Below are 12,865 nucleotides of genomic sequence, written 5' to 3'. Positions count from 1 at the left end.
TGAGTCCTTTCGATCAGTCGCTCGACACCAGGGTCTCGTCGCCCTGGAGCGAGGCGGCGGCCTCGTCGGTCAGGTTGCCGACGCGCCCGCGCACGTAGTACCAGCCGGCGACCATGAGGACGACGACCACGGCGAAGAGCGCGAGGGTCCAGCGGCCCGACTCGGAGGTCACGTTGGAGCCAACGACCACCGCGAAGAAGAGCAGCGCCAGGTAGTTCGTGTAGGGGGCGCCCGGCATGCGGAACTCGGGACGCTGCGCTTCGCCGCGCTTGACCTTGCGCAGGAACGCCAGGTGCGAGATGAGGATCATCGCCCAGGTACCAGCGATGCCGATGCCCGCCAGGTCCATGACGATGTTGAAAGCGTCCTGCGGCACGAAGGCGTTGAGCAGGACGCCCAGCAGACCGAGCGACGCGGTGATGATGATGCCGCCGTAGGGCACGTGGTTCTTGTTGAGGCGAGCCGCGTAGCGCGGCCCCTCGCCCACGAGCGCCATCGAACGCAGCGTGCGACCGGTCGCGTAGAGGCCGGCGTTCAGCGAGGAGAGCGCCGCGGTCAGGACAACCACCTGCATGATGTCACCCGCGTGGGGAACGCCGATGCCGGAGAAGAACGTCGTGAAGGGTGACTCATTCGACGAGTAGGCGTTGTAGGGCAGCGCCAGTGCGAAGAGAACGACGGAGCCAACGTAGAAGAAGAAAATACGGATGACCATCGAGTTGATGGCCTTGGGCAGGATTGTTGCGGCATCCTTCGCCTCACCGGCTGCGACACCCACCATCTCGGTCCCGCCGAAGGCAAAGACGACGCCCAGGGTCAGGGCGAACACGGGGGCCAGCCCCTCGGGGAACCAACCGCCGGACTCGGAAATGTTGTGGACGCCCGCGGTGTAATCGGCGACGTGCGCCTGCGTGATGATCGCCCAGATGGCGACAGCCATGAAGATGAGGATCGTCGCGACCTTAATCATCGCGAACCAGAATTCGGCCTCACCAAAGGCCTTCACGCTCAGCATGTTCAGGACGAACACGAGGGCCAGCGCGATGAGGGCGATCACCCACTGTGGGATGGCCTCGAACATTGTCCAGTAGTGCATGTAGAGCGCTACAGCGGTGATGTCAGCCATGACGGTGACGGCCCAGTCCAGGAAGAAGAACCAGCCGGTGATGAACGCGCCCTTCTCGCCCAGGAACTCGCGGGCGTAGGACACGAAGGCGCCCGAGGAGGGGCGACGCACCGCCAACTCGCCGAGAGCGCGGACCATCAGGAATGCAAAGACGCCACACACTGCGTAGGCGAAGGCGAGCGCGGGGCCGCCCTGGGCCAGACGGCCGCCGGCACCCAGGAACAGGCCGGTGCCAATCGAGCCGCCGATGGCGATCATCTGGATATGTCGGTTTTTCAGAGCCTTGTTATACCCGGCGTCTCCCGCATCGGTCGCGGTAGACACCTGGGTCTGATCCTTGTCAGACACGCGTGTACTCCAATCGGTGTTGAGGGGGCCATATGGCCGCGTGCAGACAGTTTCCTACAGTGATCGGCGTCTCGCCGGGGGTGGGCATATGCGCAAAGACGTATTGTGACCCGTGAAAAGACGTGCGGAAAGACGACGTCCCACCGCTCAAAATCAGGGGTTTTCACGAGGCCTCGGCGCGCTCGCGGGGACCCCCTCCGATGCCCGGTGGTGTGATCGGATTAATGCGGTAATCTCAGATGGTGAAGCGAATTGATCCCCATACTCATAGCGCTTACTCGGATGGAACGGACACGCCCGCGCAGCTCCTCGCGATTGCCGCCGAGGCCGGGTTGGACGCGATTGCGCTGACCGATCACGATACGACGACCGGATGGGACGAAGCTGTATCCGCTGTCCCCGACACTGGCGTCACCCTCATTCGGGGCGCTGAAATGTCCTGCTCAGCATCGGGCATCACCGTGCACCTGCTGGCCTACCTTTTCGACCCGGCCAGCCCCGGCCTCGTCGATAATTTCCGGCGAACCCGGGAGGACCGCGAGACGCGCGCCCTCCGCATGGTCGAGAACCTGAGCGCGGACTACCCGATCACGTGGGAGGACGTGCTCGCTTTCGCGCCCGAGGGCGGCCCCGTGGGACGTCCGCACATCGCCGACGCGCTCGTCGCCGCCGGTGCTTTCCCCGACCGCAGCGCCGCATTCGTCAAGGCCCTGCACCCGTCGGGTCCCTACTACGTGCACCACTGGGCACCCGACCCGGTCGAAGCGGTGCGCTGCGTGCGTGAGGCCGGGGGAGTGCCCGTCTTGGCGCATCCGCGCGCCCGCAAGCGTCAGCGGCTGCTGCCCGAGGACGTTATCGCGCAGATGGCTCAGGCGGGTCTCTTCGGTATCGAGCGTAACCACCGCGACCATGCTCCTGAGGATCGCGCCGACGTTGACCGCATCGCCAGGGAATTGGGACTCGCGGAGTTTGGATCCTCCGACTACCACGGCACCGGCAAGCCCAACCGCATCGGCGAAAACACGACCGACCCCGACATCATCGCCGAGGTTATCGCGCAAGGGAGCATCGAGGTGGTGCAGCCGTGAGCCTCTTCGACGTCGCCCTCTTCGCCACCGCCTTCACGACGCTGACGGTCATCATGGACCCCATCGGCACGGTGCCGATCTTCCTGGGACTCACGTCTCGTTATTCCCAGGCCAAGCAGCGGCGGGCAGCGATCCAGGCGACCTCCGTGTCCTTCGGTGTCATCCTGACATTCGCGATCCTCGGCGGACAGATCCTGCGCCTCCTGAGCATTTCGATGGAGGCACTGCAGCTGTCCGGCGGCGTCCTGCTGTTCCTGGTCGCCATGGAACTCCTCATGGGCACCGATTCCTCGACACCTGATACGGGGGACGAAAGCGTCAACGTCGCGCTCGTTCCCCTTGGGACGCCGCTGCTGGCTGGTCCCGGCTCGATCGTCGCCGTCATGGTGGCCGTTGGGCAGGCTGGAGCGAACGTCGGATCGTGGATCGCCGTCGTCCTGGCCGTGGTGCTGGCGCACGTCGTCATGTGGCTGACGATGCGCTTTTCGCTCATCCTCTCTCGGCTGCTGGGACCCGGGGGCATCATGCTGTTGACCAAGATCTCAGGTTTGCTTCTTGCTGCTATTGCAACGCAACTCATCATGGAGGGAATTTTCAAGTTTATCGCGACGTTCCAAGGTTCTTGAACTTTTTAGAAGGGCGTGAATTACTCGGTATTTGAGTTAAATTCTGATGTGATGGACAGGGTCGTCTGGTGTGATTTTAGGAAAACCCTTCTCGATGGTCAGGAAGTGTTGTAGAGTAAGGGTGGATCCCTGATCTGACACTCCCAGTGCCGGTCAGGGTCGTGCATTCATCCCGCATCACATCCGTTTCAGGAGAGATCATGAAGAAGACGACTGCCTCCCTGTTCGCCGCGACGGCGGCTTTTGGCATCATCGCTGCTTCCACCGGCGTTGCTTTCGCAGCTGAGTCTCCGATTGGTGACGGCGCGAAGGGGAACCCTTCCATCGGTGAACCTTCGAAGGGTAACCCCTCCATTGGTCAGCCCACTCCCTCGCCTTCCACCCCGGTCGTTGGTCCCGAGGAGCCGCCGGCCCCCGTCGACAACACGCCTACCCCCGAGCCGTCCAACCCCGGCCCCGGTCCGGATCAGCCCTCGACGCCTGCTCCCGAGCCTCAGACGCCCACCCCCGGCGAGGAACCCTCTGTTCCCGAGCCGGCCGCTCCCGGTTCTGGGACCGGCGTGACCACCCATGGCGAGGTGACCCCCGCCGAAGGTCTGGCTCCTGTGAGCGTTCGTTCCGGTATCCGTCACTCGAATGGGCCTGCTGAGGCTTCTACCCAGATGCTGGCAAACACTGGTTCTTCTGCGTCGATCGCTGCGGGCGCTGGTGTCATCGCCCTGGCTGGTGGTGTGACCCTCGTGATCGCGCGCAAGCGTCACTGAGGTTTTTGCTTGACAGAATCCGCGGGTCCGCTCGAATCGAGCGGACCCGCTTTTTGTCTAGTTTTTGCAGATCGCAGCGACTTTATGAACAAACGTGCATGGATGTGCCGCAGATTTGCAACGAAAACGAGGTGTTTCGCCTTGAAATGATATGCGCGTCACATGCACAATGGGAGTACCGAAAGTCACCATGAATTGAGCCCTCATGATGAACCGGTGATGGAAAGTGGCATCGCTCGCCCGAGGGGTGCCACTTTCCTGTATATGTGCCCCTGCGGGCAGTGCCCCCGCAGGGGCACGCCCCTGATGTTCGGTACCTCCGTTGTGGTGCCCTGTCGTGTGCGGCGCTGTGCTCTCCGGGATTGGGGGAAGCCTCGGCCCTTGCGCTTCTCTCCACCCGGCAAGTTCAGTGTTCGTGCTGTCATTTCGCGATGCTCGTGAGTCTTCGCGCAGGTCCGGCCTCGAGTGAGTTGGTAGGGGAGTGTGGGGGTTGGGTCTTTAGTCATGGGGCCTTTTCGGGGGGTGTAGTTGGTCACGTGAGAGTGGGTGGTGAATCTCGCAGAGAGTGGTCAAAACAGGGAATTAGCTGCGCGGATCGGTAATCTGTAAGATGAGGCCCGATCCCTACCCGGGGCTCGCCGCTTGGCGGGAGGGCATAGACACGAAAAAGGAAGTCATATGACGCTGGATCTGACGCAGTCGCTGCCCTCGCATGTGCGTGCGACCTCCGGGCGCCCCGTTGAAGACTCGACTCTGATGGAGGTGTGGCAGGGTCTGTCCGCTGCCATCGTCGATCAGATCGCTGACAACTGGGCCGCCACCACCGAGCGTTACGCCAAGGGCCGTCAGGAACACTACTTCTCCGCTGAGTTCCTCATGGGTCGCGCCCTGCTGAACAACCTGTCGAACCTTGGCCTCGTCGAGAAGGCTCGCGAAGCCCTCGCCGCCTACGGCCTCGATCTTGGCCAGGTTCTCGAAGAGGAGCCGGACGCCTCCCTCGGTAACGGTGGCCTCGGCCGCCTCGCCGCCTGCTTCCTGGACTCCTGCGCCACCCTGGATCTGCCCGTGCGCGGCTACGGCATCCTGTACCGCTACGGTCTGTTCAAGCAGCTCTTCGACAACGGCTTCCAGACTGAGCACCCGGATCCGTGGATGGAGGAGGGCTACCCCTTCGTCACCCGCCGCGAAGAGCGCTCCCGCATCGTCTCCTACGCCGACCTGACCGTGCGCGCCGTCCCCTACGACATCGCGATCACCGGCTACGGCACCAAGAACGTGGGTACCCTGCGTCTGTGGAAGGCCGAACCCATCGAAGAGTTCGACTACGACGCCTTCAACTCCCAGCGCTTCACCGACGCGATCATCGACCGTGAGCGCACCATGGACATCTCCCGTGTCCTGTACCCCAACGACACCACGTTCGAGGGCAAGGTCCTGCGCGTGCGCCAGCAGTACTTCTTCTGCTCCGCCTCCCTGCAGGAGATCGTCGAGAACTACGTGCGTCACCACGGCACCGACCTGAATGGCTTCGCCGAGTACAACGCCGTTCAGCTCAACGACACCCACCCGGTCCTCGCCATCCCCGAACTCATGCGCATCCTCATGGACGAGCACGGCCTCGGCTGGGAAGAGGCCTGGGCAGTTGTCTCCAAGACCTTCGCTTACACGAACCACACGGTTCTTGCCGAGGCCCTCGAGACCTGGGACATCCACATCTTTGATCGCCTGTTCCCGCGCATCTCCGAGATCGTCCGCGAGATCGACCGTCGCTTCCGCATCGACATGGCCGAGCGTGGCCTCGACCAGGGCACCATCGACTACATGGCCCCCGTCTCCGGAAACACCGTGCGCATGGCCTGGATCGCCTGCTACGCGTCCTACTCCATCAACGGCGTCGCCGCCCTCCACACGGAGATCATCAAGCGCGACACCCTCAAGGAGTGGTACGCCATCTGGCCTGAGCGCTTCAACAACAAGACCAACGGCGTGACCCCGCGCCGCTGGCTCAAGCAGTGCAACCCCCGCCTGGCCGCCCTCCTCGACGAGGTCACCGGTTCCGACGCGTGGGTCCGCGACCTCACCGTGCTCTCTGACTTCACCGAGGCTGGCACCGACGACGTGCTCACGCGCCTGGGCGAGATCAAGCACGCTAACAAGGTCGACTTCGCTGCGTGGATCAAGGAGCGCGAGGGTGTCGAGATCGATCCCGACTCGATCTTCGACGTTCAGATCAAGCGTCTGCACGAGTACAAGCGTCAGCTGCTCAACGCCTTCTACGTCCTGGACCTGTACTTCCGCATGAAGGATGACCCGACGCTGGATACCCCGAACCGCGTGTTCATCTTCGGTGCGAAGGCTGCCCCCGGCTACATCCGCGCCAAGGCCATCATTAAGCTCATCAACGCCATTGGCGAGCTGGTGAACAACGACAAGGACATCAACGGTCGCATCAAGGTCGTCTTCGTCCATAACTACAACGTCTCGCCCGCCGAGCACATCATCCCCGCCGCCGACGTCTCCGAGCAGATCTCGATGGCTGGCAAGGAGGCCTCGGGCACGTCCAACATGAAGTTCATGATGAACGGCGCCCTCACCCTGGGCACCCTGGATGGCGCGAATGTTGAGATTCTCGAGGCCGTGGGCGCGGACAATGCCTACATCTTCGGCGCGACCGACGATGAGCTGCCCGAGCTGCGTCGTCACTACGATCCCCGTTGGCACTACGAGAACGTCCCCGGCCTCAAGCGCGTCATTGACGCCCTGACCGATGGCACGCTCAACGACAACAACTCCGGCTGGTTCTACGACATCCGCCACTCGATCCTTGAGGGCGGCTACGATCCGGCCGACGTGTACTACGTCCTGGGCGATTTTGCCGCGTACCGTGAGACCAAGGATCGTATGGCCGCCGATTACCGCGACCAGAAGGCATGGAACAAGCGCGTGTGGGCGAACATCTCCCGCTCCGGTCGCTTCTCCTCGGACCGCACGATCTCCGACTATGCTCGCGAGGTCTGGCACATCAAGGGTGAGCCGATCGCCTGACGCATTCGCGTAGGAAAGGCCCGGAACCGTATGGTTCCGGGCCTTTCTCCGTGTCTGGAAACGTGCGAGTGTGTCAGCATGTGACTGAACTGTATTAGTAGGTTGACACAGTTTGGAAACTGTGTCATTGTATTAGTGTATTAATACAGCAAGACAGGAGGGACACATCGATGCGCATCGATGACACCCGCCCCATCTGGATCCAGCTGGCCGACAACTTCCGCGCCCGCATCACCGATGGCACGTGGAAGCCCGGCCAGAAGATCCCCTCCGTCCGCGACCTCGCCATCGAGGCCGGCACCAACCCCAACACCGTCCAGCGAGCCCTCGCCGCCCTCGACGACGAAGGACTCACCGTCCCCAAGCGGACGGCCGGACGATTTGTCGCCACCGACGACACTGCGCTACGCACCCTCCGCCAGGAGGACGCTCGCGCCGCAGCAGACGCCTTCATCCGCGCCTGCCGAGCCCTTGGTGTCGACCGCGAAGGTGCCCACGGCCTCGTGGATGAACGCTGGGATGCGGACCTGTAATACAGGAGGACAACTCTCATGACCACCCAACCCACAGGCGCGAGCGCGGCTGGCCCAGGCCTCGTCGAGGTCACCGGCCTGACGAAGAGCTACCGCTCGACCCCCGCTCTACGCGACTACAACCTGAGCCTGGAGGCCGGGCACATCGTCGGCCTCATGGGTCCCAACGGCTGCGGTAAAACCACGCTGCTCAAGATCCTCGCCGGAGTCCTCTCCGACTACCAGGGAACCGTGACCATCGACGGGCACGCACCCGGCGTCGCCACTAAGGCAATCGTCTCCTACCTGCCCGACGCCGACTTCCTCAACACCGACTGGACCGCTACCGACGCGATCCGCGTCTACTCCACGTTCTTTAGCGACTTCGACGCCGACAAAGCCGCCTCGATGATCGACTTCTTCGGACTGCCCACCGACCGCCGCCTCGCCGAGATGAGCAAAGGCATGGGGGAGAAACTCCAGATCAGCCTCATCATGTCCCGGCGCGCCCGCGTGTACCTGCTCGATGAGCCGATTAGCGGCGTCGACCCGGCGACGCGCGACGTCATCCTCGAGGGCATCCTGCGCGAGTTCGACCCCGCGTCGCTGCTCATCATGTCCACACACCTCATTTCCGACATCGAGCACTTCGTCGACTACGCGCTCTTCATGAAGGACGGACAGGTCCTCCTGCAAGGAGACGCTGACGACCTGCGGGCCACGCATGGCGATTCCCTCGACGCCATCTTCCGGAAGGAGTACCGCTGATGTACACCAAACTTCTTGCATACGAGATCCGGTGGCGTCTCGTCGCGGACGCGCGTTCCTTCGGGGCGTTCGTTGCTGTCATCGCGGTTGCCGCGGGAATCGTCGCCGCGGGGCTGCCGGGGATCAGCGGCTCCACCGTGATGCTCGCCTACGCCCTGTGCGCGCTCACACCGGCCGCCTGCGCGATCGCGGCCCTGGCCGACTACTGGAAGACCCTGTACGGGCAGCGCGGCTACTTCACGATGAGCCTGCCAATCTCCGGCACGGTCATCTTCTGGGCGAAGATCACCCGCATCGTGATCGAATGCCTCCTGGCCCTCGCCCTGGCCGTCGGCGGAATCATCGCGGTTGCCGCGGCCGCCGCGTGGAGCGACGGCATCAGCCTCGCCGAGTACACGGCCGGACCCCGTTCCCTCGTGGCCGGAATGCCCACATCTACCGTTGTCATCATGATTGCGGTGCAGATCGTTTTGTCGATGTCGTGGATCGTGCAGGGCTGCGCCGCCATGACGATCGGCGCGGAAGGCCGCTTCAACCACCTCGGCTTCGGCGCTCCCATCATCGGTTTCGTCTTGCTGTACATCGTGAACCAGGTGCTTTCCACGGTTGGCACGTTCTTCCTTCCGCTGTCCGTCACGACCGACGGCCATTTCTCCACAGAGATTATGTGGACCTCGTACCGAGCGACGATGGGAACCGACGGTCAACCCAACGTCATCGGCATCGGCTCCTACATCCTCGTGCCCCTGTTCGCCCTGATCCTGGGGCTGTGGGCGTCCCGCTCGATTGAGAAGCACACGTCCTTGCGCTGATGGCGTGATGCGCTGATCGGTGGTCGGCGGTGGGATAGGGTGGTGACATCCGATCCCGCCGCCGACTTTGTATATGAGGAGCGCAGATGACCGCTGGAGGGCCGCAGTTTAGGGCCACGCCTCAGAACCCCGACCTGCTGCGGTGGGTCGGCATCCAGGTCCTCCTTCTCGTCATCGCATGGCTCATCGGCTTGGTCGTGCGTCGCCTCCTGGCCTCGCGCATGACGATGTCCACGGCCTCGGCGACCCTCACCGGCCTCGGGGGCCTGTGGGGAGGCCTGCTGGTCGCTGGCTGGATCTTCGCATCCGCCGACATGTGGCGCCCCGCGATGATCGGCGTGGCCGCGGTGGTGGCCCTTGTCGTGGTCATCATTGTCTCCCTGATCGTCGCGTACCTGCACCCGCGCCCCGGCCTCGAACCCATCGCCGAGGTCGCCAAGCGCGGCGAATCCGACTCCCTCGAGTTCAAGTCCAGCGCCCGCTGGAACATGCGCGCCGGCAAGCGCGATGACGCCATGGAAACCGTCATCGCCAAGACGGTCGCCGCGTTCATGAACTCCGGCGGCGGCACCCTGCTCATCGGGGTGGACGACGACGGCCGGCTCATCGGGCTGGGTCCCGACTACGCGACCCTGAAGACCCCGGACGCGGACCGCTTCGAGCTGTGGATCCGCGACCTGTGGGGCCAGCGCCTGGGTACTAACGCGGCCGCGCTGCCCCTCCTCGACTTCGCCGAGGCCTTGGACCCCCAGGAGGGCTACGGACCCCAGGAAGTATGCCGGGTGACGATCCCGCCGTCCACGCGACCCGTGTACCTGAAGGGGCCCAAGGGTAAAGGCGAGGCCGAGCTGTGGGTGCGCGTCGGCAACTCCACGCGGCGTCTCGAGGTCGCCGACGCCGTGCAGTACGTGGCTCTCCGATGGCCCGAATCTGTGCGCGTCTCGCCGCTGACCCGCATCCGTCTGTTCCTCACCATGACCCGCCACCGCGAGACCCCCACCCGCCTGCCGCGCGTCGTCGAGCGCGTCCTCACGGAGCGCGCGAAGCACGGTGGCGGGTCTTCTGAGGGGGAGTAGGAGCGCGGTTAGACTGGCCTCAGGAACTCAGAGAGGAGAGTGGTCGGTGTGCGCCTGCGCAAGACCCTTCCGGCGGACATCGAGCAGATCATCGCCTCCGGTGATGTCGAGGCCGTGGCGCGCGCGGTCGCGCGCTGCGAGGTCGGTGCGTACCTGCGGGGGTCCGCCTACGAGCCGAGGCTCATGCACTTCCCTGCCTCTGAGGAGATCACGGACTTCCTGCTGGCACGCGGCGAGGACGTCAACTCGCGTGACCGGTATCAGCGCACTCCGATTCACGCGCGCGTGAGCTCGCGGTGCCTCGATCAAATCCCGCTGTTGATCGCGCGCGGAGGCGACATTAACGCCCGCGACACGTCCGATCAGACGGCGCTGTTCGGCGTCGTCGAGCGTTTTCCCGTCGCCGACGTGTCGCGGATGATTGCGTGGGGCGCGGATCCGCTGGTTGTTGCCGACTCGAGGGTGTACGGGAAGGCGACGCTTGTGGAGAGCGTGGTGGCCTGGCACAACTTCCTGGACACGCCGCGCGCGCTCGCGGTGATTCGGCTGCTCCTGTCCGTTGGGGCACCCGTCGGCGAGCGTGTGCCGACCGCGCTGCGGTCGATGGACCGGATGCGCTGCACGTTCATCACGCACGGTCTGCCGGACCACCTTTCGCAGTCGCGGGTCGACGAGGCCTCGGCTGCGTTGTCGGAGCTGTGCTCGCTGTTCGGGGTGGAACAGCGGGAGGCGCAGCGCGCGCCTGTCGTGGGGGAGCGGCTGGAGCTGGATCCGTCCGTGCCCGCACTGCGTCAGTATGAGGAGCTGTGGGATCTGCTTGTGCCCGACAGCGGCCAGTGTCGGACGCTGCAGGGCGAGGTCATTCGCATTGCGGGGCGGGTTGGCCACGAGGTGTACGACAACGGTGGCATCAACTGGGATCGCTCTTTTGGGAAGCTGCTGGACCAGTATCTGCGTGTTGTCTCCTCCGGCGTTTCGCTGCCGCCTGATTCTCTGTCCCGCGCCGAGGCCGCCGTCGCCTCCCTCAAGTCTCGTTCGATGTCCCACGAGGCCGTCGACGAGATCACGAAGCTGGCAGTGGCCTGGGTGCGCTTGAACCCCGTTCTTGTGGAGACGGATCTGCCCGACGTGGGGCGGTGAGCGGGCTAGGTGTAAAGCTCGCGGCGTTACACTGTGGAGATGGGTAAACGAATTCTCGGATGGCTGCGACAAAGACCGGTCGCAATTGCGTACGGAGCTACTTGGTGTCTCTTGCTGGTCACGAGCGCCTTTTTCTTCTGGATGACGCGGATGATCATCTCTGCTCAAGTTGATGAGAAACATGTATGGTCAGTTTGGATGATCTATTGTCTTCCGCTCTTATTTCTTATGGGATTCATAGTGGTGAGGCAGATAATATATTGGCGGCGAAAGGCCTGGCAGGAAAGTCGGCCGGTTCTGACAATGCGACTAATTCTCATCGGTGCTTTTGTATTATTATTTCCATTCTTGATTTCCGTTGACAATGGGATTGGATTGGGATTCTATATTGGCAAAGGGGATCCCGAGCCGGGGCTTGTATCTCTTCAAGAAGTGGTCTTTATCGTCGTGCTCTTCTTGGTGGGGGCGTTGTTCCAGTGTGTACTGATCGAGTTTGAGGATCGACGAGAGGAGATGAACAAGATTGTCGGTGGCATCCTCATCATCATGGGCATCATCATGCCAGAATTGCTAAAATCGTGGTCTATTCTCGGTGTGCATTGTGATAAGGAAAGTTGTACATCGGATCAGCTTGAGGTCTTCATCCTGTTTAAGATGGGTATTGCGTGTGCCGTCGGCTTATCTGTGATGTTCGTCGTTGGCCTGTTCTCGGGGCCGATCGTGCAATTCTTTCGCTCATCTGAAGAAGAAGTTAGCGCTGTGTCTAAGGGGACTTCGCCCGCTGACTCTCACAACGCTGAGGTGTCCGTTCCTGCGAGTGGGGCCGCTATCGCTTCTGACAAGCAGAACAAGGAAAGTGAAGAGCTTCCTGCGTCATCGTCCGTGGCTACCCGTGTGTCTCAGGAGTCTGCTGATGGTGCAGTTGTCCCCGCGCAGGCTACGGAGAGGCTGGTAAGCTCGAGTGGTTTGGGTGTTACTGTGCCCACGCTGCTGATGGGAGCTGCTGCCAGTGGCCTCGTTGCCGGCGCGTGTTTCTCGGTTGTGAATCGTCTCTTCAACCGCCGCTGAACTGCGTTGCCTCGCGTTTTCGACTGGAGAGTCGGGGTGGGTCTCCGCAGTGCGGCTTGTTTCTAAGTGGTGTTACACCACTTAGCGGGGTATTACACCAGCTCGGAGGTGGTGTAATGCTCCCTAACTGGTGTAATGCTCCCTAAGTGGTGCAGCGCCGCGCGGCCTGGGCCTGTTGGATGCCGACGTGGGACGTCGTTGGCAGCTATTTCCGCGACGGTGCTCGTTGTGCATTGGCATTGCACTAGTTAACGCAGCGTTGCACTGGATAGCAGGCAGTGCAACGCTCTCCTATCTAGTGCATTGCTGCCCGTTCTGAGCACGTTGTGTGTCGGTTGGGTCATTGCGTAGGGCTAGTTCCGCGACGACGTTTGTTAATGATGAGGCGGTGCACCCGATCTGTAGGCATTACACCCCTTCTGATCGGGTGTAGCGCGACGGATCGGGTGTAGCGCCTCTTGTTCGGAGCCGGGCGGGTATTTCGAGGTTGTG

The 12,865-nt window shown here is 62.8% G+C and carries 11 protein-coding genes; 10 read left to right on the top strand and 1 reads right to left on the bottom strand.

Translation table 11 applies throughout. From position 1 onward, the window contains the following. Positions 1-13 precede the first annotated feature (13 nt). A complete protein-coding gene (locus tag O3932_RS06805; protein WP_314568015.1) occupies positions 14-1,474 on the bottom strand; it encodes an amino acid permease in 1,461 nt (486 codons plus the stop codon). Between the two features lie 239 nt (positions 1,475-1,713). Here O3932_RS06805 and O3932_RS06800 point away from each other — a divergent pair, with 239 nt between their 5' ends. From O3932_RS06800 to O3932_RS06755, 10 genes are all read left to right on the top strand, one after another. Next, a complete protein-coding gene (locus tag O3932_RS06800; protein ID WP_009647271.1) occupies positions 1,714-2,562 on the top strand; it encodes a PHP domain-containing protein in 849 nt (282 codons plus the stop codon). Further along, complete coding sequence (locus O3932_RS06795) at positions 2,559-3,188, top strand: MarC family protein (protein ID WP_009647258.1); 630 nt, start codon at positions 2,559-2,561, stop codon at positions 3,186-3,188. The genes O3932_RS06800 and O3932_RS06795 overlap by 4 nt, the downstream gene beginning before the upstream one ends. A gap of 200 nt (positions 3,189-3,388) precedes the next feature. Next, positions 3,389-3,952, top strand: coding sequence for an LPXTG cell wall anchor domain-containing protein (locus O3932_RS06790; RefSeq protein WP_009647273.1), 564 nt, complete (start codon positions 3,389-3,391; stop codon positions 3,950-3,952). A gap of 678 nt (positions 3,953-4,630) precedes the next feature. After that, positions 4,631-6,997 (top strand): glycogen/starch/alpha-glucan phosphorylase, encoded by a 2,367-nt coding sequence (locus O3932_RS06785; protein ID WP_371537195.1) that lies wholly within the window; start codon positions 4,631-4,633, stop codon positions 6,995-6,997. Positions 6,998-7,167: 170 nt separating this feature from the next. Continuing rightward, complete coding sequence (locus tag O3932_RS06780) at positions 7,168-7,530, top strand: GntR family transcriptional regulator (RefSeq protein ID WP_009647265.1); 363 nt, start codon at positions 7,168-7,170, stop codon at positions 7,528-7,530. 18 nt (positions 7,531-7,548) lie between these two features. After that, entirely contained in the window at positions 7,549-8,277 is a 729-nt protein-coding gene (locus O3932_RS06775) for an ABC transporter ATP-binding protein (protein ID WP_009647266.1), read from the top strand. Further along, entirely contained in the window at positions 8,277-9,089 is an 813-nt protein-coding gene (locus O3932_RS06770; protein WP_009647256.1) for a hypothetical protein, read from the top strand. The genes O3932_RS06775 and O3932_RS06770 overlap by 1 nt, the downstream gene beginning before the upstream one ends. Positions 9,090-9,175: 86 nt before the next feature. Beyond that, entirely contained in the window at positions 9,176-10,165 is a 990-nt protein-coding gene (locus O3932_RS06765) for a helix-turn-helix domain-containing protein (protein ID WP_371537192.1), read from the top strand. 48 nt (positions 10,166-10,213) lie between these two features. Then, a complete protein-coding gene (locus O3932_RS06760) occupies positions 10,214-11,305 on the top strand; it encodes an ankyrin repeat domain-containing protein (RefSeq protein ID WP_371537189.1) in 1,092 nt (363 codons plus the stop codon). Between the two features lie 39 nt (positions 11,306-11,344). Beyond that, positions 11,345-12,373, top strand: coding sequence for a hypothetical protein (locus O3932_RS06755; RefSeq protein WP_371537187.1), 1,029 nt, complete (start codon positions 11,345-11,347; stop codon positions 12,371-12,373). The last annotated feature ends 492 nt before the right edge of the window (positions 12,374-12,865 follow it).

The sequence above is a fragment of the Pauljensenia sp. 20925_1_25 genome, assembly GCF_041433955.1.
Classification (GTDB): Bacteria; Actinomycetota; Actinomycetes; order Actinomycetales; family Actinomycetaceae; genus Pauljensenia.
Note: the sequence above shows the minus strand (reverse complement) of the source record. Positions and strands in the feature narration are given on the sequence as shown.

What these genes read in the sequence shown, in the direction of transcription:
- O3932_RS06775 (WP_009647266.1), top strand. Translation starts at nt 7,549, where the DNA reads ATGACCACCCAACCCACAGGCGCGAGCGCGGCTGGCCCAGGCCTCGTC.
- O3932_RS06785 (WP_371537195.1), top strand. Translation starts at nt 4,631, where the DNA reads ATGACGCTGGATCTGACGCAGTCGCTGCCCTCGCATGTGCGTGCGACC.
- O3932_RS06765 (WP_371537192.1), top strand. Translation starts at nt 9,176, where the DNA reads ATGACCGCTGGAGGGCCGCAGTTTAGGGCCACGCCTCAGAACCCCGAC.
- O3932_RS06770 (WP_009647256.1), top strand. Translation starts at nt 8,277, where the DNA reads ATGTACACCAAACTTCTTGCATACGAGATCCGGTGGCGTCTCGTCGCG.
- O3932_RS06780 (WP_009647265.1), top strand. Translation starts at nt 7,168, where the DNA reads ATGCGCATCGATGACACCCGCCCCATCTGGATCCAGCTGGCCGACAAC.
- O3932_RS06790 (WP_009647273.1), top strand. Translation starts at nt 3,389, where the DNA reads ATGAAGAAGACGACTGCCTCCCTGTTCGCCGCGACGGCGGCTTTTGGC.
- O3932_RS06755 (WP_371537187.1), top strand. Translation starts at nt 11,345, where the DNA reads ATGGGTAAACGAATTCTCGGATGGCTGCGACAAAGACCGGTCGCAATT.
- O3932_RS06800 (WP_009647271.1), top strand. Translation starts at nt 1,714, where the DNA reads ATGGTGAAGCGAATTGATCCCCATACTCATAGCGCTTACTCGGATGGA.